Genomic DNA, 22705 nt, shown 5'->3' with positions numbered 1-22705 from the left:
AGCTAACATCTATTGACACTAAACATAACATGGTATAAAATGAGAAGCAGTTAAGGCGAAGGAGGAACTGAAATGAAAGAAGATAGACGTTCTGCCCCGCTGTTTCCTATTGGTATTGTTATGGATTTAACACAATTGTCTGCACGTCAAATTCGCTACTATGAAGAGCATAATCTTGTTTCTCCAACCCGTACAAAGGGGAATCGTAGGTTATTTTCATTTAACGATGTAGATAAGTTGTTAGAGATTAAAGATTTATTAGATCAAGGCTTGAATATGGCTGGTATTAAGCAAGTGTTACTAATGAAAGAAAATCAAACAGAAGCAGTGAAAGTAAAAGAAGAAACGAAAGAAATTTCAAAAACCGAGCTTCGCAAAATACTTCGAGATGAACTACAACATACAGGTAGATTTAATCGAACTTCATTGCGACAAGGTGACATTTCAAGGTTTTTTCACTAAAAACAACTGATTCTGAAGGTGTTTAGAGGGACTAAGGAGGAATTTATAATGGCTAGGTACACAAGAGAAGATATTTTCCGTTTGGCGAAAGAAGAGAATGTAAAGTATATCCGCTTACAATTTACGGACCTTTTAGGAGTAATTAAAAACGTAGAAATTCCAGTGAGCCAATTAACGAAAGCTCTTGATAACAAAATGATGTTTGATGGATCTTCTATTGAAGGTTTCGTACGTATTGAAGAATCTGATATGTATTTATATCCGGATTTAGATACTTGGGTAATTTTCCCTTGGACAGCTGAAAAAGGTAAAGTAGCTCGTTTAATTTGTGATATTTACAATGCAGATGGCACTCCATTTGAAGGAGATCCACGTAACAATTTAAAACGTGTATTAAAAGAAATGGAAGCTTTAGGATTCTCAGATTTCAATCTTGGACCAGAGCCAGAGTTCTTCCTATTTAAAGTAGATGAAAAAGGAAATCCAACATTAGAATTAAACGATAACGGTGGATACTTCGACCTTGCGCCGATGGATCTAGGGGAAAACTGTCGTCGTGATATCGTTCTTGAACTTGAAGAAATGGGCTTTGAAATTGAAGCATCTCACCATGAGGTTGCACCAGGTCAACATGAAATTGACTTTAAATATGCAAACGCAATTCGCTCATGTGATGACATTCAAACATTCAAACTTGTTGTAAAAACAATCGCTCGTAAACATGGTTTACACGCAACATTTATGCCAAAACCATTATACGGTGTGAACGGTTCAGGTATGCACTGTAACTTATCACTATTCAAAAATGGTGAGAATGTATTCTTCGATCAAAACGGTGATTTACAATTAAGTGATGATGCTCGTCACTTCATCGCAGGTATTTTAAAACATGCACCAGCATTTACAGCGGTAGCAAACCCAACTGTAAACTCATACAAACGTTTAGTACCTGGATATGAAGCACCTTGTTACGTAGCATGGTCTGCACAAAACCGTAGCCCATTAGTACGTATCCCTGCATCTCGTGGTATTAGTACACGCGTAGAAGTACGTAGTGTTGACCCAGCTGCAAACCCATATTTAGTAATGGCTACATTATTAGCAGCAGGTCTTGATGGAATTAAAAACAAATTAACTCCACCAGCTGCAGTAGACCGTAACATCTATGTAATGACAAAAGAAGAGCGTGAAGAAGCAGGTATCGTTGACTTACCAGCAACATTAGCGCAAGCATTAGTTACATTACAATCTAATGAAGTAGTATGCGGTGCATTAGGAGATCATTTACTTGAGCACTTCATCGAAGCAAAAGAGATTGAGTGGGACATTTTCCGCACGCAAGTTCACCAATGGGAACGCGATCAATATATGTCTCTATACTAAGAGATTTAAACCCTTGATACGACTGGTATCAAGGGTTTTTGGTTTTTCTTTTATTACAATTTTATTGGGTTGCGAAATGAAAAAATGTAATCTATCAAAATATAAAAGAAGATAATTCCTAAAAATAACGGAATTATCTTCTTTTATTATTAATGTAAATCACGATATACGCCAATTACTTTACCGATAACTGACACTTGTTTTAAAATGATAGGTTCTAATGAAGAGTTTTCCGGTTGTAGTCGGAAATGGTCTTTTTCTTTATAGAAGCGTTTAACAGTTGCTTCGTTATCTTCTGTTAAAGCAACTACAATTTCACCGTTGTATGCAGATTGTTGTTGGCGAACGACAACTAAATCACCATCAAAGATACCAGCGTCAATCATGCTATCTCCAGAAATACGTAACATAAACACTTGATCTGATCCAGAAACGATACTAGCTGGAAGTGGGAAGTGCTCTTCTACACTTTCGACTGCTGTAATCGGTAAACCGGCAGTAACTTTTCCGACGATTGGAACTTGAATAACAGATTGTGTTTCTGTATCGATTCGGTCTACACCTAAAATTTCAATCGCTCGTGGTTTCGTTGGATCGCGTCGAATGTATCCTTTTTCTTCTAGTCGTGATAAATGTCCGTGCACTGTAGAACTAGAAGCGAGGCCGACTGCTTGACCGATTTCACGTACGGAAGGTGGATATCCTTTTTCTTGTACTTTTAGCTTAATAAAGTCGAGAATGTCTTGCTGGCGTTTCGTTAACTTTTCCATGTTTTCTAACACCTCGTTTGCTTTCATTTTTCTTATTAATAAGTATAACATGCGAAAAAACATTCTACAAACATAAGTTCGAACAAAAGGCGGATTTATGTTACACTAGAGGGAAAATAAGGCGAGAAAGAGGGGTTCAAAATGAATGCAATTATTTATGCGCGTGTGAGTACAACAAAAGAAGCGCAGGAAACATCATTATTACGTCAAAAAGATGAATTATTGCATTTAGCTGAGCGCTATCAAATGAATGTTATAAAGGTGATTGAAGAGCAAGCTAGTGGCTATACAATTGAACGTGACGGTATATTAGAAGTGTTGGATACGATTCGAGACGAACAAATTGATGTGCTACTTATACAAGATGAAACGCGCCTTGGTAGGGGGAATGCGAAGATTGCATTAATGCACTGTTTACATAAAGAGGGAATAAATGTGTATACACATACTCATAATGGTGAATTACAGCTTTCAGATTCTGATTCGATGGTATTAGATATAATTGGGATTGTTGAAGAATATCAAAGAAAGATTCATAACTTGAAAATTAAACGTGGTATGCAACGTGCAGTAGAAAAGGGATATCGCCCAGAAAATAATTTGAAAAATCGTCATTTAAGCGTAGGACGAGAGAAGAAAGAAGTGCCAATTGAGGAAATTGTACGTTTGCGTAGGAGCGAACTCACCTTCGAAGAAATTGCGGCAACGCTTCGTGGATTTGGTCATAATGTTTCAAAAGCGACTGTACATCGTAGATATGTAGAGTATACAAAGCAATTGCTTGATAAAGAAGAGTAACTATTGTATGATAATAATCAGTTTTGATTAGAAGGGGGATTCGAGATGATTAATCACGAACTCGTTGAACGCATTAACTTCTTAGCGAAAAAAGCAAAAGCTGAAGGTTTAACTGAAGAAGAACAACGTGAGCGTCAATCGCTACGTGAACAATATTTAAAAGGATTTCGTCAAAATATGTTAAACGAACTTAAAGGAATTAAAGTCGTTAACGAAGAAGGTACAGATGTTACACCGACGAAATTAAAAGCTTTAAAAAAGCAAGATAATGCAAAATTAAATTAAAAGATGGGCGAAGCCCATCTTTTTTATTTGTTAAAATCGTTATTTAATAACTTTCCAGTTGTTATTATTTGTTGCTTCTATCCTTTTATACTTCAATATATAGTTAGTGATAAGTTCAGACATATCTGTTGGTATGTCTTTTACTACGGGCTTATTTTGAAACATAAAGAAGTTCCCGCCACCGCTTGCGCGATAATTATTCATAACAACGTCATATTCTTCATTTATGTCAAGAGGAGCACCTTTATACTGTAAAGACCCTACTCTTTCACCGATTGGTTTTGAAATGTTTAATACGTATGAAATCCCTTCCCACATATCGTAATTATAGTGTGCAGGCTTTGGCTCTATGAACGCAGGATTAACGATTATATTTCCGTTATCATTTAATGTGAAATAAGTAGCAGAGAGCTCGAGAGCATCTTTTATATCCGCTCCAGTCACTCGAATAACTTTTAATGTGTTTGGATAAATATAATTAGAAACGATGTCCCGCATTGTAATATGTTTTGGAAAACCTTTTGCTTCATTATGAAATAAACTTGTACAAGAAATAGAAACATTAGCTATCTCCATCTGTATTTTATTTATAAATTCAATAAAAGGATGGTCTTGCAAACGAGTTTGCATAGCATCTGAAATTTGCATGTCCCCCTGAATGATTCCAATAGGTTGATCAAGCCATTTTTGTGTATTCTCTTCATAATCAGATACCAAGGAAAGAACGTTTGGATCTGCCGCAATTCCTTGCACCGTCAACAACTCTGAATAACTTTCTTTTTTTACCCACTGCTGTTCTGATTTTTCGAATGTTACTGTTACTTTTCCAACTGAATGCCCGTTGCATCCGGTCTGTAAAATTGTTACACCATTAATCGCTGTGTGGGCGATTTGTCGATGTTGGTGGCCTGTTAGTAAAATATCTATGCCTTCAATTTCATGGCACATTGCATATCCTTGGTTTTCACCTGTTAAAACTTCCGTCGGTAATCCGGTTTGTAAATCACGCTCAAATCCTCCGTGATAGGCTACGACTAGTAAGTCTGGTTTCTCGTGTTCGTGGATGTAAGAAACCCACTTTTTTGTTGTTTCTAATGCATCTTTAAATAGTAAACCTTTAATATGGTGGGTTTGTTCCCAATTTGGGATGTAATGCGTTGTTACTCCTAAAACAGCAATTTTTATATTTGATTCAACCTGTTTTATTATATAAGGTTTCCCGAAATAAGGTTTTTTTATATTTTTATCTAAAATATTTGCTGATAGATACGGGAAGTTTGTGGTAGTCACAGCATTATTTAATATATCCATTCCATAATTAAATTCATGATTTCCAACAACTGCAGCATCATAACTTAAATAGTTGGCTAATAAGGACATTGGATTTTTCTTATCGTTTTCGTATGTAGCGTAGTGGTAAGTAAATGGTGTTCCTTGTATGAAATCACCGTTATCAATTAAAAGAACGTTTGTATGTTGGGAACGTTCTTTTTTTATAAGAGTAGAAATTTTAGCTAAACCAATTTCTGCTTGTGAGTTATCTTGGTAGTGAAGTGGATAAACAGTACCATGTATATCACTCGTTAATAAGATGTTTAAAGTTACAATTTGATTTGGATTCAACATCATTCACCTTTTCTATCGTTATCTTCAGGTTAATCATATCAAATATATGAAGAGAATTTTAATGTGAGTGTATAGAATGTGTAAAGATTCTGTAAATAAGCAATTATTTGTAAAAATGTGTGATATATTTCTTCATGTTTATGAAAGGTTATTTTATAACAATGAAAAATGGAGGCATTAACATGTTGAAAAAAGTTTTTGCAATGAGCACAACAGTTGTACTAGCAGCGGGATTATTAAGTGGCTGTGGAACGAAGGAATCAAGTGCAAGTAAAAATGAAGATACGAAAAAAGGTTATGTACCGAAGACGTTAAATGTTCAATTTGTTCCTTCTCAAAATGCAGATACGTTAGAGGCTAAGGCAAAACCATTGGAAAAGCTATTAAGTGATAAATTAAACATTCCGGTAAAAGTTAGTATTTCAACGAATTACAATACAATTGTAGAGGCAATGGCATCTAAGCAAGTAGATGTAGGTTTTCTACCTCCAACAGCGTATGTGTTAGCGCATGAGAAAAAGGCTGCAAATGTAATTTTACAGGCACAACGTTTTGGGGTAGAGGATGAAACTGGAGCTCCGACAAAAGATTTAGTAGATTTTTATAAATCTGAGTTTGTTGTTAAGAAAGATTCTAATATTAACAGTGTAAAAGATTTAAAAGGTAAAAAAATTGGTTATCAAGATGTAACATCATCAGCGGGGTATGTATGGCCTGCGGCTGTATTGTTAAAGGAGGGCATTGACCCGTTAAAAGATGTGAAACCTGTTACATTAAAAGGTCACGATCAGTCACTTATTGCTCTATTAAATGGTGATGTAGATGCAGCTGTAGTATTCCAAGATGCTCGTAATATTGTAAAGAAAGATTATCCAAGCATATTTGATCAAACGAAAATAGTGAAATTTACGGAGAAAATTCCAAACGATACGATTTCTGTACGCTCTGATTTAGATGCAGAGTGGAGCAAGAAATTGCAAGATGCTTTCATCGAAATTGGAAAGGATGAGGAAGGTCGCAAAATCATTAAAGAAGTATATTCGCACGAAGGATATGTTAAATCTGATGATAGTAAATTTGATATCGTTCGTGAATATGGAAAGAAAGTAAAAACGCAATAATACATATGGAAATGGCGACTAACTGGAACGTGTGTGTTCAGTTAGTTTGCCGTTTTTCAGTTGTTGAGAATACATAGAAGGTAGGTAATAGGTTTGATAGAGTTTCGAAATGTTTCCAAAGTGTATCCAAATGGTACAAAAGGATTGGATCATATAAACTTGAAAATTCAAAAAGGTGAGTTTGTTGTCATGGTCGGGCTATCTGGGGCTGGAAAATCTACACTTCTAAGATCTATAAATCGCCTTCATGAGATTACAGAAGGAGAAATCATTATTGAAGGTGAGTCAATTACTGCTGCAAAAGGAAAAGGATTACGACGCATGCGCCGAGATATTGGAATGATTTTTCAGAGCTTTAACCTTGTGAAGCGATCAACTGTACTGAAGAATGTATTAGCTGGTCGGGTTGGCTATCATTCGACATTGCGTACAACGATAGGCATGTTTCCGAAAGAGGATTTGGAGCTTGCATTTCAAGCGCTAAAAAGAGTGAATATTTTAGAAAAGGCATATACACGTGCTGATGAATTATCAGGAGGGCAGCAGCAACGTGTATCGATAGCGAGAGCATTGGCGCAAGAAGCGAAAATCATATTGGCTGATGAACCTGTTGCATCGTTAGATCCGCTCACAACAAAGCAAGTAATGGATGATTTGAAAAAAATTAATGAAGATTTTGGAATTACGACAATTGTTAACTTACATTCTATTGATTTAGCTAGACAATATGCTACACGCATTATTGGATTACATGCGGGAGAAATTGTTTTTGATGGTTTAGTAGAAGAGGCAACGGATGAAAAATTTGCTGAAATTTATGGGGATGTAGCTCAAAAAAGCGAATTATTAGAGGTGGCAGCTAAATGAATGACGTGACGATATACTCGAAATCGATACCGAAGCCGCCGAGTAAATTGAAACATATGTTAACGATTATTCTCGTTGTTTTACTGTTGTGGGGTAGTAGTGTACAGGTCGACGCATCATTTTCAAAACTAGTAGCTGGTTTTCCTAATATGATGGATTTATTGAAAGAAATGGTGCCGCCAGATTGGGGTTATTTTCAAGTTATTACAACAGCAATGTTAGATACAATACGTATGGCGATTATTGGGACGACTTTAGGAGCAATTTTAGCCATTCCACTTGCACTACTTGCCGCAAGTAATGTGTTTACTAGCACATTTTTGTACAGTCCAGCTCGATTGATTTTAAATTTTATACGAACGATACCAGATTTATTATTAGCGGCTATTTTTGTAGCGATTTTTGGGATAGGACCATTACCAGGTATTTTGGCTCTTACATTTTTTTCGGTTGGACTCGTAGCGAAATTATTGTATGAGTCTATTGAATCAATTGACCCAGGTCCATTAGAAGCGATGACAGCTGTAGGAGCTAATAAGGTGCAATGGATTGTTTATGGGGTGATTCCGCAAGTAAAAGCGCACTTTGTCTCTTATGTACTCTATACATTTGAGGTGAATGTACGTGCAGCAGCTGTTCTAGGTTTAGTAGGAGCGGGTGGCATTGGGTTGTATTATGATCGTACACTTGGATTTTTACAATATCAACAAACGGCTTCTATTATTATTTATACACTTGTTGTTGTATTGCTAATTGATTATATAAGTACATTGTTGCGGGAGAAATTATAATGAGTAAAACGACGATAATCGTGCCAAAACCGAAGAAACCAAGTGTATATCGCTGGATTATTTTTATAGCACTTGCAGTTATATATGTATGGGCCTTTTCAGGAGTCCCGTTAGAGGGAATAAAGGATACAGCGGGAGAAATTACAAAAGCAATTATGACAGGGGTATTGAACCCAGACTGGTCGTACGTATCCTTACCAGATGGCGAAGATTTATTACATGGCTTAATTGATACGTTGGCGATTGCGATATTAGGTACATTTATTTCTGCCTTTTTATCTGTTCCATTTGCTTTTTGGGCAGCAACGAATATGAGTAGTGGAAAATTAACTTCAGGAACTGGGAAATTTGTACTTAGTTTTGTCCGTACATTTCCTGAATTAGTTATGGCTCTTTTATTTATAAAAGCTGTTGGTCCAGGCTCTTTCGCAGGAGTACTAGCTTTAGGATTACATTCTATCGGGATGCTCGGAAAACTGTATTCGGAAGGAATTGAAAATATAGATAAGGGACCGACAGAAGCTTTGATGGCAACAGGGGCAAATCGATTTCAAATACTTTGGTATGCTGTATTACCACAAGTGTTACCAGATTTTCTATCGTATACGTTATACAGGTTTGAAATTAATGTAAGGTCCGCTGCGATTTTAGGTGTTATTGGAGCAGGTGGTATTGGTACGCCATTAATATTTGCACTAAGTTCACGTAATTGGTCTCGTGTGGGGATAATCTTATTAGGCATTATTTTAATGGTAATTATAATTGATTTTATTTCAAGTTCGATTCGGAAGAAACTTGTATAAATTATTTTAGAAGCACCTATAGAAGGTGCTTCTTTTATATAATAAGAGTAATTAATGTGGAAATCATTGAATAACAGGGGGGATATCTTGGCTTTACAGCATGAATTTGTATTTGTTTCATATGAAAAAAAAGGATTGGATCTTAAAGGTGTGAATTGGATCGAAGATTGTTTTTTGTATAAAGAAGAGGCAACGATAGATGAGAGTGTTGTATTAAGTGATGAGATCATCGTATATCTATTAGATTTTATCCATTGGATTCCATTCTATCATCCAGCAAAAAGAGCAGAAGGATTTGGAATTCATTATTATGGTATTACAAAAATTGAACAAAAAGGGGCAGTGGTAGCAGAACAGTTATTTGGTTTGCTAGTTAGTATGTTTTCTCTAGCGCCAGAAACAATTGAACTGACGGGACGGTTTCAATGGGGAAATGATAATAATACTGATGGGGAATATGAGAGATATGTAATTAATCGAGATAAATTATGCCGGGAATTAGAATTTTTTATTCGATTGCTTCGAAGAGTGAAAAAAGGGGAAGGATATATTTTGCATTATGGAATTTGAAAATGATGAATAAATATGCAGATAATTCTCTTTCTTTCTAAAATAAAAATAATAAAAAAGTATGTCATATTGAATGCCCATACATTCCCGGAATCATTGGTTTTTTTATGGGGAATCAAAAAAACATCAACATATTTGTCGATACATGTTGTATAATCTTGCGTGGGAAGCTATCATATAAATGTATAAAACGTTTACTAACATACGCGAAGGGAAGAATAGCATGTCACATTCAATCGAACAACTTTCTATCAACACGATTCGCACATTATCCATTGATGCGATTGAAAAAGCAAACTCTGGTCACCCAGGAATGCCAATGGGTGCAGCACCAATGGCTTATACATTATGGACTCAATTTATGAAACACAATCCAAATAACCCAACGTGGTTTAACCGCGATCGTTTCGTATTATCTGCAGGTCATGGTTCAATGTTATTATACAGCCTACTTCACTTATCTGGTTATGATGTAACAATGGATGACTTAAAGAACTTCCGTCAATGGGGAAGCAAAACTCCGGGACATCCTGAGTACGGTCATACAGCAGGTGTAGACGCAACTACTGGTCCACTTGGACAAGGTATTGCAACTGCTGTAGGTATGGCAATGGCTGAAAGACATTTAGCGGCTAAATACAACCGTGATGCGTATAATGTAGTAGATCATCATACATACGCTATTTGTGGTGATGGAGATTTAATGGAAGGCGTTTCTGCTGAAGCATCTTCATTAGCTGCTCATTTACAATTAGGTCGTCTTGTTGTGCTTTACGATTCAAACGATATTTCATTAGATGGCGATTTAAATCGTTCATTCTCTGAAAGCGTAGAAGATCGTTACAAAGCATACGGATGGCAAGTAATCCGTGTTGAGGATGGAAACGATATCGAAGCAATCGCAAAAGCAATTGAAGAGGCGAAAGCTGACGAAAAACGCCCAACGCTAATTGAAGTAAGAACGACAATTGGTTTCGGTTCTCCAAACAAATCAGGAAAATCAGCTTCACACGGTTCTCCACTTGGTGTAGACGAAACAAAATTAACGAAAGAAGCATACGCTTGGACTGCTGAACAAGACTTCCATGTAGCAGAAGAAGTATATGACAACTTCCGTAAAACAGTACAAGATGTTGGTGAAACTGCGCAAGCTGCGTGGAACACTATGTTAGGTGAATATGCACAAGCATATCCAGAATTAGCAAACGAACTGCAAGCGGCAATGAACGGTCAACTTCCAGAAGGTTGGGAGCAAAACTTACCAACTTATGAATTAGGATCTAAAGCAGCAACTCGTAATTCTTCAGGTGCTGTAATTAATGCAATTGCTGAGTCTGTACCTTCATTCTTCGGTGGATCTGCTGACCTTGCTGGTTCTAATAAAACATATATGAATAACGAACAAGACTTTACAAGAGATGATTACAGCGGTAAAAACATTTGGTACGGTGTACGTGAGTTCGCAATGGGTGCAGCAATGAACGGTATTGCACTACATGGCGGTTTAAAAACTTACGGTGGTACGTTCTTCGTATTCTCTGACTACTTACGTCCAGCAATTCGTCTTGCAGCATTAATGCAATTGCCAGTAACGTATGTATTCACACACGACAGTATCGCTGTTGGTGAAGATGGTCCAACGCATGAACCAGTTGAGCAATTAGCAGCGCTTCGTGCAATGCCAAATGTATCTGTTATCCGTCCAGCTGATGGTAACGAATCTGTTGCGGCTTGGAGATTAGCTTTAGAATCTACAAACAAACCAACTGCTTTAGTATTAACTCGTCAAGATCTTCCAACATTAGAAGGTGCAAAAGACGATACGTATGAAAAAGTAGCAAAAGGTGCATATGTAGTTTCTGCAAGCAAGAAAGAAACAGCTGATGTAATTTTACTTGCATCTGGATCTGAAGTAAGTCTAGCTGTTGAAGCGCAAAAAGCGTTAGCAGTAGACGGCGTTGACGCAGCTGTTGTCAGCATGCCATCTATGGATCGCTTTGAAGCTCAAACTGCTGAGTACAAAGAATCTGTATTACCAAAAGCAGTAACAAAACGTTTCGCAATCGAAATGGGTGCTACATTCGGATGGCACCGTTACGTAGGTCTTGAAGGAGATGTGTTAGGTATCGATACATTCGGTGCTTCTGCTCCTGGTGAGAAGATTATGGAAGAGTATGGATTTACTGTAGAGAACGTTGTTCGTAAAGTAAAAGAAATGCTTTAATGATTTTAGAAAAATCTCTCCGGCATGGAGAGGTTTTTCTATGTAAATGAGTTTTTTCGACAGAAAAAGTTTTTTATCTCTCCGCAGTCAGACAATCATTGCAAATTTTCTTATATATAATGAAGAGAAAAGGTTGTCCAGATTGGGAGGGAAAAAATGAAAACATATGAATTGTATTTAATTCAAGAGGATATTGCGAAAGCTTACTTTGGTCGTGAATATTTGTTTTTTGATTTATTTGCTCGATTTTCAGAATCTGGGTCCCTTTCGGAGAAAAAAGTGTTATATAAACAAATGATGTATATAACGATGCCATTACAAGTAATGAAAATTCATCATAAATTAGAGCAAGCTTTGCGTGTTCTTGGTAAATACGATAGAACACATCATACGCATACGCTTTATACGGGAGCGGAATATGGCGAAATAATGGTGAAACCACACTATATTCGCATGCATACCTCTGGAAACGTCTCTATGGAAACGACTTTCTTTGAGGTGTTAAGAAAGTGTGAATTAACATTTTTAGCTATGGATTATGAAAATACAAAGTACGGATGGCTGAATCCTTTAAAACAAGTACGAACATATGTGTAAAAAATGTCGAATTCTATCTTGTCTTATTGAAAAGGTTTTAGTACACTGTAAGGTAGACAACATGAAGGAGGAAAATATATGCCAATTTGGTTAGGTATTCTAGTGGGTGTAGTAGCACTAGTAGCAGGCGTGGCGTTAGGATTTTTCATTGCCCGCAAATATATGATGAACTACTTAGAAAAAAATCCACCAATTAATGAACAAATGTTAAAAATGATGATGATGCAAATGGGACAAAAACCTTCCCAAAAGAAAATCAATCAAATGATGAGCGCGATGAACAAGCAACAAACGAAATAAGCGGCTGGGTAATCCCTAGAACCGCAAGCGTTTCATCACTATGATATAAGTATTAATTTCGTAAATTGAACAAACTAAAAGGATGGATAGGTTTATCTTTCTTTGAAATTTTTACGGAATTTGCTATATCTTTCTTTAAAACCACTTTTTCTGTTGAGAAATAAACTAACAGGAAAGGTGGTTTTTTATTTGGAATTAGAAGAGGTAATAGAAGAATATTTGTATCACTGCATTGCAAAAGGATTCACTCAGAGAACAATAAAGAATAAACGTCAGGAAATGAAACAATTAAAAAGGTTTCTAATGGATGAGAAGAGGATAAGTAAATTAGAAAGTGTAAATAACCTCCATCAAAAGGCATATATGAGATTAGAGTATGAAGAGGCGTTACAATGACAAGCAATAGTGCCAATGTTCAAGATGATTGGGATTAAAAAAACACCTCAAAGAACAAAGTAACTCTTAGTCTTTGAAGTGTTTTCTTTGAAACTACATTATTTAAATAATACATCGAAGTCACTTGATTCAGGCAGAGAGGCTGCTTTTTTCATAAGCACTTCCCATAAGTGTACGGATTTCTTCCATTCGGCTGTGGCCTGTCCCTTTTGATACATAGCGTTCTCATAACTGAAAGTAAGTTGTTGCATATCAGTTGAGTTGTAAAGTGTATCGATGTGGAGAGCGTATTCTCGGAATGTTTGACTTTCGCCTCGTGGTATGCCGATTCTCGAAAATTGTTTTAAAAGTGCACTGTAAGCTTTTTGATAAACAGCATCATCTTTTCGGTATTTATAGAAAAGAATAATAAAAAATGTAATCCATTTCATTCTAGTGGAGAAGAGAATGTATCCCATGATACTAATCGGTATCGTAGAGAGGAATACGTACCACAAAGAAAACCTATTTTTTGAATTTGTGATCTTTTTAGTAGAGTCTTCTTCTGTATTTTCTATTAAACTTTTGAGTTTTGCTTCATTGTTCCGCCCTTGCATTTGTTCGTTATTAGAATTATTTTCTTCGCTATTTTGTGAAGTAGAAGCAGGAGTAGGAGTAGTATTCATAAAATTATAGGGATTGGTAAATCCTTTTGTTGGTTCGAATGGAATCCATCCGTATCCTGAAAAATATACTTCGACCCAAGAGTGTGCGTTATTGTTCGCGATTTTATAAACATTCTCTCCTTCTGCATTAGCAAGTGTATTCTCAAGAGTTCCTTCTGTATAGCCTTTTACCCAACGAGCAGGAATCCCGACAGAACGGAGTAACACGATCATAGACGTCGAAAAATTATTACAGTAGCCGCTTTTTGTATCGAAAAGGAATTGATCAACATAATCTTGGTTTTTGGCAGGGAACAAGACATTCATTGTTTCGTATACAAAAGAAGGGTCTGTGAAGTGATTTTCAATAGCTAATACTTTATCATATCGGTTGTCTTTATCATTTGTAAGATTGACAGCCAAGTCTTTTACTCGCTGTGGTAATGATTCGGGAAGCTGTGTGTACTTTGTCATGAAATAAGAATTTGTTTCATGATCTTCATTCGTTTTTACAGCTTTCAAATTTTCTATGGAAAACTCTGGGATCTCATATGTTACTTTATACGAATTTAAAGTAGTAGAAGAATCCCCGTGCATGGTATAGATTTTTTCTGAAAATGGATCAACGCTGTATGATACATCAGAAGAAGCCTCAACTGATACTAATCCTGCTGGATAGGTAAGGTGAGGATAACTTTTTTGCATGGTGATTGTTGCCTCAGTGGTCTCCGTTTTTGTATTTTGTTCGTACCAGCTCAGGACGTCGTTTTTATTTTTAAAAGAAACCTTTTTTTGATTTTCAGAAACCTCCCAGCCTTTTCCTGTATAAAAATCTTTTGCTTCTACTCTCCAATATTGTTTGTTTTGCGTTTGTGCTGTGAAAACAATTGTAGGATCCGCCTTAAAAGGACCGCCTAATTGCGAGTCCTCTGAACCATACCCAATTGTAGAAACTTCTTGTTCCTTACTTGTTTCGGATGTGTTGAATTTTAAAAAATTCATCGAATTTGGCCATTGAGGGCCAAATTTTGGAGCGAAGTATGCGATGGTTGCTGACAATACAATAAATATTGTAAGCGGTCTAAGTAATTTTGAGATTTCTCTAGCATAATTTTGTAAGTGTTCAACCTCTTTTATTCGTTCTATTTGAAGAAGACTAAGTATTAAAAAGCCGATGACAACAGTACGAATAATAGCGTAGTTTGCATTGTATAAATGTAAGTTATGAAAAGTTGTGATATAAATAATAGTCAATACAAGAAATAATAAGCCGCGTTTTTTATGAATCATCCAAAAAGAGATAAAAGAGCTCAAAAACCAAAATGATAGAAAAAATAAAAATGTTGGAAAAACTGGAGAAATATCTAGCAAATTCCCCTGGAAAAATAGGGAGGAGTTTCGAGAAATATCAGAAAAAAATGTTGTTAGCCAAGATGGATTTATAAAAGCTTTTTTATAATACAGGGAATGAATGATGAATAAAATTGTGACGATCTTTATTGGAATCTGCCACCTTGTTTGAAAAAAAGAGAGAGTGAAGCAAATTCCTATAAATATTACAAAAATATCTAATCTACCTACGTTTGTAATACCTATAAGGGGGTTTAGCCATTCTAGTAAAAGAAGAAGTGCACATACATGCATGAAGAATCTGCTCATATCCCATTGTTTTTTTGTTTGTAATGTTATCATTTGCTCACCTCAAAAAACACGTTTGTATACCGGTTTTCATAAATCGCTTTTACAAATATTTTTCTTTTTTGTAGTGTTTCTAATATACTTAGTTCTCGATGTGAAAGTTGGTTCGCTTTTTCTTTCACAACAAACACCATTAATTTTCTATTTTTTATAGCGGCACAATCAGCCGCCTTTTGAATATCGGGAGAAAGATCGCTTGTCACGAGTATAATCGTTGCGGGCTGATACATTTTTCTTAATTCCATTTCTACACTTCGTGAGAGCGGGAATACACTGTCCGCTTGTACTTTCGCTAAATGACAAAAGATTTGTTGCAACTGAGTATCGCCATTGTTTAATGGGAAAATAGTTCGTTCTTTTCCGACAGACACGAATGACGCAGGTGAATTTTGCTTCAAGACAGCCCTCACAATAGAGGCAGTAAGCGTTACGACTGATTCGAATAGAGGGGACCCAGTTCTGTCCATGAATATCATGATATTATGGCTGCGCTGTTGTTCAAACTCTTTCGTCATAATATTGTTTGTTCGTGCAGATGCTTTCCAATCAATCCATGAAAAGCGGTCACCAGGTTTATAGTCTCTGACACCGACAGAGACTGTAGAGTCTTTTGCTAAATTTATATTTGCTGAAAGAGCCCCTTGTTCGAAATGATTTTCTAATTGTCGATACGTTATGTCTACATACTGGGGATAGACTAAAAATGTATCTGGAACTGAAAAAGTTATGTCTTTCTCCGTCATACCGAATAGATCGCCGGTTTTGACACGTACGCTTGAAAAAGTGTGCTCTCCCCTAGGGATTGTGTCAATAGCATATTGAAACGAAATACTTCGTTTTAATCCTGGAAAGAGTATTACCTTATTTGTTTTTGTTTGTCTATAACTTGTAAATTGTGGTGGCAGTTCATCTTCTATAACTAAATAAAGTAAGGGAAAAGGAAATTTTCTTTTTATTGTAATAGTGCTTAAAAATTGTTCTCCTGCTACATATTCATTTTGGTTGGTTATTCGTTTTACTTCAGCGTCCCGCAAAGCATAGAAGGGGAGTAATAGTGAATAAAGGCAGGTAGGAATCGTACTGTAAAATAAAAACCAACTTACAAATCCTCCTTGAAGCATAGCGTACACAAATGTTAAGAGTAGGCATAAAGGGATTAGCAATAACTTGGTGACGTGATATAGTGCTCGTAGTAGCCGTTTCATCAAAGGTTCATCTTCCTTTGAGTCGGTACGGTAGTTTGTGCAACGATTTTGGCGATAACTTTTTCTCCTGTTATTCCTTCAAATTTTGCTTCCATTTTTAGAATGAGTCTGTGAGCTAAAACGTAAGGAGCTAAAAATTTAATATCGTCTGGAATAACATAATTTCTGCCATGGATGAATGCATAAGCCTGTGAAGCTTTCATTAAAGCAATTGAGCCGCGTGGACTTGCACCTAGCTGTATAGAACTATAAGAACGAGTCTGATTAACAAGCTTTACAATATAATGCTTGATTGCTTTGTCCATGCTTACTTCCCGTACGCTTTGTTGTAAATAAAGTAATTCTTCTATTGTAGTAATCGCTTGTAAATGGGAGAGTGGATTTGTTTTTTCCATCCGGTTTAAAATTTCAAATTCTTCTTCTGGTGTAGGATATCCCATTCTTAACTTCAACAAGAAACGATCGAGCTGAGCTTCTGGTAAAGGGTATGTTCCCTCATATTCGACCGGATTTTGTGTAGCCATTACAAAGAATGGTTTTGGTAACGGTCTTGTAATGCCATCTATTGTGATAGTGCCTTCTTCCATACTTTCAAGTAAGGCGGATTGTGTCTTTGGAGATGTACGATTAATTTCATCAGCAAGTATAAAATTTCCCATAATTGGTCCAGGCTTGAACTCGAATTGGAGCTCTTTTGGATTGTAAATAGAAACACCTGTTACATCTGACGGCAGTAAATCAGGTGTGAATTGAATTCGCTTGTAATCGGCATCAATTGATTTAGAAAGAGCACGTACTAGCATTGTTTTCCCGACACCGGGAACATCTTCTAATAGTACATGACCTTCAGCTAAGAGAGCTGTTAGGGCTAAAATTGTTTCTTTTCGTTTTCCGACCATTAATTTTTCAATATTATTGATTATTTTTTCTACAATGGGATGTAATGAATCGAGCTGGGGCATCGTAATCCTCCTAATTTTAGTATCGTTTTCTAATTCATTTAGTGGAAAATAGAATTTATGTTAAAGAAAAGGGTTTCCTTCATTTTATTACAGTATGATAGTAATCTAAGAGGTAATTAGTAATGGTGTTATATAAGTTCATATTGAGAACTTATATAAATAGGAAGAAACTTATATGTTAAAAAATCATGGTGAGATACTTTATAGTTTCTATGAACTCAAAGGAAATCCTACCCTTAATTTCAAAAATATTCAGATTATATTCAGCGTAATTGTTATAGATAGTATTTAATTTATTTATTAAAAAGGAATTAACAAGACAGTATATTTTAAATCCTTTTCTTTTTGAACCCTTGAAGTGTTTAAAACTTTTAAAAATTCTGTATTTTTGTTAAACTGAAAACATCGCTCATTTTAAGGGAGGAGGATAAATATGAAAGTATTTTTAAATTTAGCTTGGTTTTTTAAACAAGAAAAACGAGCGTACATAATCGGAATTATTATGTTATTTGGTGTCGCTCTTCTAGAGCTTGTAGCCCCGAAAGTACTAGGAATTGTAGTAGATGAAATTAATAATGGGACATTAACAGCTGAAAAATTGTTGAAGTGGGTTGTTCTGTTAGTAGCTGTAGGGATTACTATGTATATATTACGTTATTTATGGCGTATTATGATTTTTGGATCTTCGTTAAAACTAGCCCGTCAATTACGAAAGAATTTATATGAACATTTTACAAAAATGAGCCCATCTTTCTACCAATCGCGTCGTACGGGCGATTTGATGGCGCATGCGACCAATGATATTCAGGCGATTCAGCAAACTGCTGGATCAGGTGTTTTAACGCTTGTTGACTCATTAGCAGTTGGAGGATGTGTACTTGTAGCGATGGGGTTTACAATTAGCTGGAAGTTAACGTTATTAAGTTTAATTCCGATGCCAATTGTAGCGATTTCGACAAATTATTATGGAACTTTATTGCATAGAAGATTTCATAAAGCGCAGCAATCGTTTTCGGAAATCAATGATAAAGTGCAAGAGAGTATGAGTGGAATGAAGGTGATTCGCTCGCTTGGACAAGAGAAAGAAGATTTACAAGCATTTCGGAAGAAATCGGAAGACGTCGTACATAAAAATATGTTAGTTGCGCGTATTGACTCGTTATTCGACCCAACGATTGCACTTATTGTCGGATTTTCATTTTTAATCGCAGTTTGTTACGGATCGCTATTAGTCGTACGGGGCGAAATAACAGTAGGGGAACTAGTAACATTTACAACATACTTAGGGACTCTTGTATGGCCAATGTTAGCTTTTGGATGGTTGTTTAATATTATGGAACGTGGACGCGCTTCTTATGATCGTGTGGAGAAAATACTTTCGCAAACTTCAGATGTAGTGAATAGGGAAAATGCTATACATACTATAGCAAGTGGCGATGTTTCATTCGCTATTGATTCGTTTTCTTATAAGAAAAATGAACTATCAAACTTAAAAGATATTTATTTTAATTTAAGAAAAGGTGAAACGCTAGGAATTGTGGGACGTACTGGTGCAGGGAAGACGACGTTGTTAAAATGTTTAATTCGAGAGTATGATCATTTTAATGGTGAATTAAAAGTTGGTGAGCAGGATATTCGAGATTTAACGCTTCATGGTGTACGTTCTGCAATCTCATACGTGCCACAAGATCATTTTTTATTTTCAGCAAGTATTGGGGAGAACATTGCGTTTGGTAAGGCTGATGCTACGTATAAAGAAATTACCCGTGCTGCTGAAATTGCTTGTATTCATAATGATATTATTCAATTTTCAGAAGGGTATGACACGGTAGTAGGTGAAAGAGGAGTTTCGCTATCAGGAGGTCAAAAACAGCGGATTTCAATTGCACGTGCTTTATTAACGAATGCTGAAATTTTAATTTTAGATGATTGTTTATCAGCTGTAGATGCAAAAACAGAAGAAACTATATTAAATGCATTGAAACGAGAAAGAGCAGAAAAAACAACGATTATTACTGCGCACCGTTTAAGTGCGATTCAGCATGCAAACCTTATTCTTGTTATTGATGAAGGAGCGGTAGTGCAAAGAGGAACACATGAACAATTAATGAAAGAACATGGTTGGTATAAAGAAATGTACGAAAGCCAGCAACTAGAGGCGTTAGTAGAGAAAGGAGGCGCGTGATGGCTGAGAAAAAGCGGAGTGATTTAAGAAGATTACTTTCTTATATGAAGCCATATAAAGGGTTATTAGCATTAGCATTTTTATTTCTAGTTGGTGCAACTGTAACTGAAATGATGGGTCCTTTTTTGATCAAGCAATTTCTTGATGAACACTTAGTGCCACGCAACTTTGAACAATCAGCACTTGTTACTTTATTTATAGTGTATATTATTGCGCACTTATTAAAAGTATTATTTACGTATTTAGACTTATTGTACTTTCAAAATATAGCTTTTAAGATTGTTCAAGATATGCGAGTTGAAGTGTATGAACACGTTCAAAAATTGTCATTAAGTTTCTTTGATCGTACGCCAATTGGTACACTCGTATCTCGCATAACGAATGATACGGAAGCAATTAAAGATTTTTATGTTAGCGTACTATCAACATTCGTAAAAAATGTAGTGTTTTTAGTAGGAATTTTAATAGCGATGTTTTTATTAGATGTAAAATTAGCGTTATTTTCTCTCATATTAATTCCAATTATGTTTGCGATTATGGTGCTGTATCGCCGGAAAAGTGCAGCTTTTTATTTAGAGGTACGTAATCAACTAAGTACATTAAATGCAAAGTTGAATGAGTCCATACAAGGAATGAATATTGTTCAAGTATTTAGGCAAGAAAAGCGGATGAGAAAAGAGTTTGAAGAAGTGAATAACAAGCATTATAGTGCTGGACGTCGTACATTAAAATTAGATGCATTGCTTTTACGCCCAGCAACAGATCTTGTTCATATTGTAGCGATTGCATTAGTGCTCGGTTTGTTTGGAATTGACGCTTTAAAGAGTCCTGTTGAAGTAGGGGTTCTATATGCTTTTGTTAACTATATTCATCGTTTCTTCCAGCCAGTAAATGAGCTGATGATGAAACTATCTTTCTTCCAGCAAGCGCTTGTTTCATCATCACGTGTATTTCATTTAATGGATGATAAAGATTTAGCACCTGTTCAAACAGGTAGTGAAAATCCACGAGTATCTAATGGAGAAATTCATTTTAAAGATGTTACTTTTTCATATGATGGAAAGCGTAACGTATTAAAAAATGTATCTTTTCACGTAAAACCAGGGCAAACAGTTGCTTTCGTAGGGCATACTGGTAGTGGAAAGAGTACAATTATGAATTTACTAATGAGATTTTACAATATTAAATCAGGAAATATTGTAATAGACGGAGTAGATTTAGAGAAGTTTGAGGAACAAGAAATTCGAAAGAAAATTGGTCTTGTGCTGCAAGATGCATTTTTATTTGCTGGAAATGTAAAGCAAAACATTCGTATGTATAATGAAGAGATTACGGATGAAGAGATAGAAAAAGCAGCAAAATTTGTGCAAGCGAATACGTTTATTGAAAAATTACCGGAGCAGTATGATACGGAGGTAGTTGAGAGAGGAGCTGCATTTTCTAGTGGTCAAAGGCAATTAATTGCTTTTGCTAGAACGATAGCAACTAATCCGAAAGTATTAGTGCTAGATGAAGCGACGGCAAATATTGATACAGAAACAGAAGAGGCTATCCAAACGGCATTGCAGCAAATGAGAAAAGGGCGGACGACGATAGCAATTGCGCACAGATTATCTACAATTCAAGATGCGGATCAAATATTTGTAATGCATGATGGGGAGATAATAGAAAGAGGAACACATCAAGAATTACTGGGTGAACAAGGGTTGTATTATAATATGTATTTACTACAAAATAAAGGGAGCTTGCAAAAGGCCTTGTAATATACAAGGTCTTTTTTACTTTGTATACAAAATATATTTCCTCTTTGCTTCTATAGCATAAATGTCGTGTCTCTTTATTAAAGTTGTACATATTGTATGTATACGGAATAAAAAAAATTGATAGGAGATTTTATATGCAAAACAGATCGAGTTCAAATGTTACGTTTATCGATGTTTCTCATTGGGAAGGGAATATTGATTGGAATGCAGTGAAAGCATCTGGCATTCCAGCAGCATATGCAAAAGCGACAGAAGGTGTGAATTATCTTGATCCTACTTTTGTTCAAAATGTACAAGCGGCACGAAATGCGAATGTATTAATTGGTGCATACCATTTTGCACACCCAGAACAAAATGATGCAATTTCAGAAGCGAAATATTTTACAAGTATATTACAAAGCAATCAGACAGACTTAATTCCAGTTTTAGATTTAGAATCACCAACAGATGCAAGTAAGAGTAATTTAACGGGTACCTTTATATCTAATTGGGCAAGAAGTTTCATAAATTATGTGAAACAGGCTACTGGAAAAAATGTAATGTTATATACAGGAGTTTGGTATATTAATGAGTTTGGAATTAATGGGTTAAGTGATATTTCACTTTGGATTGCTAGATATTCTAGTACACCTCCTGCTGATGCTGGTGGATGGACAGAGTGGACAGCATGGCAATACACTGATTCTGGTCAAATTTCAGGTGTAGGAAATTGTGATGTATCTGTAGCTGTTTCATTAAAAGCTTTACAAGGAAATGGAGCAAGTAGTGGAGGAAATGTTTCCCCGCCTAATAATGCAACTCCAGTATACGGAGTTGCTGTAATTAATGGAAATAATGTGAATTTGAGAAGTGGACCTTCTTTACAGTCTAGTGTAATTCGTCAATTGAATCGTGGCGAAGCATATGAAGTTTGGGGAGAACAAAATGGGTGGCTCTGTTTAGGAACAAATCAGTGGGTATATAATGATCCGGGTTATATTCAGTATAAACATTATGTAGCAACCATTACTGGCGATAATGTGAATCTGCGAGACGCTCCATCATTAAATGGAAATGTTATAAGACAGTTACATCATGGTGAAGCATATCGAGTATGGAGTAAGCAAGATGGGTGGCTTTGCTTAGGGACAAATCAATGGGTATACTATGATTCAAGTTATATTCAGTATGGTGTGCAATAAAGTGAACTTAAGAGGTATCTCACCTGAGATACCTTTCATTAAAAATAAATAATTTTTACAAAGTGTATATTGAA

21 protein-coding genes are annotated in these 22705 nt (G+C 35.9%); 16 read left to right on the top strand and 5 right to left on the bottom strand.

The genetic code is table 11. From position 1 onward, the window contains the following. Nucleotides 1-72: 72 nt before the first annotated feature. A complete protein-coding gene (gene glnR, locus COI75_RS22670; protein WP_000656783.1) occupies nt 73-462 on the top strand; it encodes a transcriptional repressor GlnR in 390 nt (129 codons plus the stop codon). A gap of 48 nt (nt 463-510) precedes the next feature. Further along, entirely contained in the window at nt 511-1845 is a 1335-nt protein-coding gene (gene glnA / locus COI75_RS22665; protein WP_000135340.1) for a type I glutamate--ammonia ligase, read from the top strand. Between the two features lie 149 nt (nt 1846-1994). Here the strand turns inward: glnA and lexA are convergent, their stop codons facing one another. Beyond that, on the bottom strand, nt 1995-2615 hold the full coding sequence (lexA, locus tag COI75_RS22660; protein WP_002095410.1) for a transcriptional repressor LexA: 621 nt from the start codon (nt 2613-2615) through the stop codon (nt 1995-1997). Nucleotides 2616-2756: 141 nt separating this feature from the next. On the opposite strand from lexA, the gene COI75_RS22655 reads away from it, so the two are divergent. Continuing rightward, nucleotides 2757-3413: a YneB family resolvase-like protein gene (locus tag COI75_RS22655; RefSeq protein WP_000991466.1), complete on the top strand. Its 657-nt coding sequence runs from the start codon at nt 2757-2759 to the stop codon at nt 3411-3413. 45 nt (nt 3414-3458) lie between these two features. Then, the gene (locus COI75_RS22650; RefSeq protein ID WP_000607015.1) at nt 3459-3698 is read left to right on the top strand and encodes a DUF896 domain-containing protein; all 240 of its coding nucleotides are present in this window, start codon (nt 3459-3461) and stop codon (nt 3696-3698) included. Nucleotides 3699-3737: 39 nt separating this feature from the next. Here the strand turns inward: COI75_RS22650 and COI75_RS22645 are convergent, their stop codons facing one another. Continuing rightward, on the bottom strand, nt 3738-5321 hold the full coding sequence (locus COI75_RS22645) for a bifunctional metallophosphatase/5'-nucleotidase (protein ID WP_001069270.1): 1584 nt from the start codon (nt 5319-5321) through the stop codon (nt 3738-3740). A gap of 185 nt (nt 5322-5506) precedes the next feature. Here COI75_RS22645 and COI75_RS22640 point away from each other — a divergent pair, with 185 nt between their 5' ends. The 9 genes from COI75_RS22640 (at nt 5507) to COI75_RS22600 (ending at nt 12993) form a co-directional block, all read left to right on the top strand. Next, nucleotides 5507-6445: a phosphate/phosphite/phosphonate ABC transporter substrate-binding protein gene (locus COI75_RS22640; protein ID WP_000915060.1), complete on the top strand. Its 939-nt coding sequence runs from the start codon at nt 5507-5509 to the stop codon at nt 6443-6445. 93 nt (nt 6446-6538) lie between these two features. Next, the gene (phnC, locus tag COI75_RS22635; protein WP_000569235.1) at nt 6539-7312 is read left to right on the top strand and encodes a phosphonate ABC transporter ATP-binding protein; all 774 of its coding nucleotides are present in this window, start codon (nt 6539-6541) and stop codon (nt 7310-7312) included. Further along, entirely contained in the window at nt 7309-8103 is a 795-nt protein-coding gene (phnE, locus tag COI75_RS22630; RefSeq protein WP_001000765.1) for a phosphonate ABC transporter, permease protein PhnE, read from the top strand. The genes phnC and phnE (COI75_RS22630) overlap by 4 nt, the downstream gene beginning before the upstream one ends. After that, complete coding sequence (gene phnE / locus COI75_RS22625) at nt 8103-8906, top strand: phosphonate ABC transporter, permease protein PhnE (protein WP_000047905.1); 804 nt, start codon at nt 8103-8105, stop codon at nt 8904-8906. Before phnE (COI75_RS22630) ends, phnE (COI75_RS22625) begins: the two co-directional genes overlap by 1 nt. 87 nt (nt 8907-8993) lie before the next feature. After that, nucleotides 8994-9476, top strand: coding sequence for a hypothetical protein (locus tag COI75_RS22620; protein WP_001207848.1), 483 nt, complete (start codon nt 8994-8996; stop codon nt 9474-9476). 223 nt (nt 9477-9699) lie between these two features. Then, a complete protein-coding gene (tkt, locus tag COI75_RS22615; RefSeq protein ID WP_000019762.1) occupies nt 9700-11700 on the top strand; it encodes a transketolase in 2001 nt (666 codons plus the stop codon). Nucleotides 11701-11856: 156 nt separating this feature from the next. Further along, nucleotides 11857-12297, top strand: coding sequence for a sporulation inhibitor of replication protein SirA (gene sirA / locus COI75_RS22610; protein WP_000860643.1), 441 nt, complete (start codon nt 11857-11859; stop codon nt 12295-12297). 78 nt (nt 12298-12375) lie between these two features. Further along, entirely contained in the window at nt 12376-12597 is a 222-nt protein-coding gene (locus COI75_RS22605) for a YneF family protein (protein ID WP_001123315.1), read from the top strand. A gap of 189 nt (nt 12598-12786) precedes the next feature. Further along, complete coding sequence (locus COI75_RS22600) at nt 12787-12993, top strand: hypothetical protein (RefSeq protein WP_000418134.1); 207 nt, start codon at nt 12787-12789, stop codon at nt 12991-12993. Between the two features lie 98 nt (nt 12994-13091). On the opposite strand, the gene COI75_RS22595 is transcribed toward COI75_RS22600, so the two are convergent. The 3 genes from COI75_RS22595 to COI75_RS22585 are packed head-to-tail and all read right to left on the bottom strand — an operon-like array spanning nt 13092 to nt 17502. After that, nucleotides 13092-15329 (bottom strand): transglutaminase TgpA family protein, encoded by a 2238-nt coding sequence (locus tag COI75_RS22595; protein ID WP_000631780.1) that lies wholly within the window; start codon nt 15327-15329, stop codon nt 13092-13094. Further along, complete coding sequence (locus tag COI75_RS22590) at nt 15326-16540, bottom strand: DUF58 domain-containing protein (RefSeq protein ID WP_000826181.1); 1215 nt, start codon at nt 16538-16540, stop codon at nt 15326-15328. Before COI75_RS22590 ends, COI75_RS22595 begins: the two co-directional genes overlap by 4 nt. Continuing rightward, the gene (locus COI75_RS22585) at nt 16540-17502 is read right to left on the bottom strand and encodes an AAA family ATPase (protein ID WP_001135793.1); all 963 of its coding nucleotides are present in this window, start codon (nt 17500-17502) and stop codon (nt 16540-16542) included. The genes COI75_RS22590 and COI75_RS22585 overlap by 1 nt, the downstream gene beginning before the upstream one ends. Before the next feature lie 433 nt (nt 17503-17935). Between COI75_RS22585 and COI75_RS22580 the strand changes: the two genes are divergently transcribed. From COI75_RS22580 to COI75_RS22570, 3 genes are all read left to right on the top strand, one after another. Continuing rightward, entirely contained in the window at nt 17936-19687 is a 1752-nt protein-coding gene (locus COI75_RS22580) for an ABC transporter transmembrane domain-containing protein (protein WP_000862396.1), read from the top strand. Further along, nucleotides 19687-21450, top strand: a complete 1764-nt coding sequence (locus COI75_RS22575; protein ID WP_098448653.1) for an ABC transporter ATP-binding protein — start codon at nt 19687-19689, stop codon at nt 21448-21450. Before COI75_RS22580 ends, COI75_RS22575 begins: the two co-directional genes overlap by 1 nt. 134 nt (nt 21451-21584) lie before the next feature. After that, nucleotides 21585-22631 (top strand): GH25 family lysozyme, encoded by a 1047-nt coding sequence (locus tag COI75_RS22570; protein WP_001181405.1) that lies wholly within the window; start codon nt 21585-21587, stop codon nt 22629-22631. The last annotated feature ends 74 nt before the right edge of the window (nt 22632-22705 follow it).

Origin of the sequence: Bacillus cereus, from assembly GCF_002564555.1 — a bacterium.
GTDB lineage: Bacteria > Bacillota > Bacilli > Bacillales > Bacillaceae_G > Bacillus_A > Bacillus_A cereus_K.
This window is presented reverse-complemented; position numbering and strand designations above follow the sequence as displayed.

What these genes read in the sequence shown, in the direction of transcription:
- glnR (WP_000656783.1), top strand. Translation starts at nt 73, where the DNA reads ATGAAAGAAGATAGACGTTCTGCCCCGCTGTTTCCTATTGGTATTGTT.
- glnA (WP_000135340.1), top strand. Translation starts at nt 511, where the DNA reads ATGGCTAGGTACACAAGAGAAGATATTTTCCGTTTGGCGAAAGAAGAG.
- lexA (WP_002095410.1), bottom strand. Translation starts at nt 2,615, where the DNA reads ATGGAAAAGTTAACGAAACGCCAGCAAGACATTCTCGACTTTATTAAG.
- COI75_RS22655 (WP_000991466.1), top strand. Translation starts at nt 2,757, where the DNA reads ATGAATGCAATTATTTATGCGCGTGTGAGTACAACAAAAGAAGCGCAG.
- COI75_RS22650 (WP_000607015.1), top strand. Translation starts at nt 3,459, where the DNA reads ATGATTAATCACGAACTCGTTGAACGCATTAACTTCTTAGCGAAAAAA.
- COI75_RS22640 (WP_000915060.1), top strand. Translation starts at nt 5,507, where the DNA reads ATGTTGAAAAAAGTTTTTGCAATGAGCACAACAGTTGTACTAGCAGCG.
- phnE (WP_001000765.1), top strand. Translation starts at nt 7,309, where the DNA reads ATGAATGACGTGACGATATACTCGAAATCGATACCGAAGCCGCCGAGT.
- phnE (WP_000047905.1), top strand. Translation starts at nt 8,103, where the DNA reads ATGAGTAAAACGACGATAATCGTGCCAAAACCGAAGAAACCAAGTGTA.
- tkt (WP_000019762.1), top strand. Translation starts at nt 9,700, where the DNA reads ATGTCACATTCAATCGAACAACTTTCTATCAACACGATTCGCACATTA.
- sirA (WP_000860643.1), top strand. Translation starts at nt 11,857, where the DNA reads ATGAAAACATATGAATTGTATTTAATTCAAGAGGATATTGCGAAAGCT.
- COI75_RS22605 (WP_001123315.1), top strand. Translation starts at nt 12,376, where the DNA reads ATGCCAATTTGGTTAGGTATTCTAGTGGGTGTAGTAGCACTAGTAGCA.
- COI75_RS22595 (WP_000631780.1), bottom strand. Translation starts at nt 15,329, where the DNA reads ATGATAACATTACAAACAAAAAAACAATGGGATATGAGCAGATTCTTC.
- COI75_RS22590 (WP_000826181.1), bottom strand. Translation starts at nt 16,540, where the DNA reads ATGAAACGGCTACTACGAGCACTATATCACGTCACCAAGTTATTGCTA.
- COI75_RS22585 (WP_001135793.1), bottom strand. Translation starts at nt 17,502, where the DNA reads ATGCCCCAGCTCGATTCATTACATCCCATTGTAGAAAAAATAATCAAT.
- COI75_RS22580 (WP_000862396.1), top strand. Translation starts at nt 17,936, where the DNA reads ATGAAAGTATTTTTAAATTTAGCTTGGTTTTTTAAACAAGAAAAACGA.
- COI75_RS22575 (WP_098448653.1), top strand. Translation starts at nt 19,687, where the DNA reads ATGGCTGAGAAAAAGCGGAGTGATTTAAGAAGATTACTTTCTTATATG.
- COI75_RS22570 (WP_001181405.1), top strand. Translation starts at nt 21,585, where the DNA reads ATGCAAAACAGATCGAGTTCAAATGTTACGTTTATCGATGTTTCTCAT.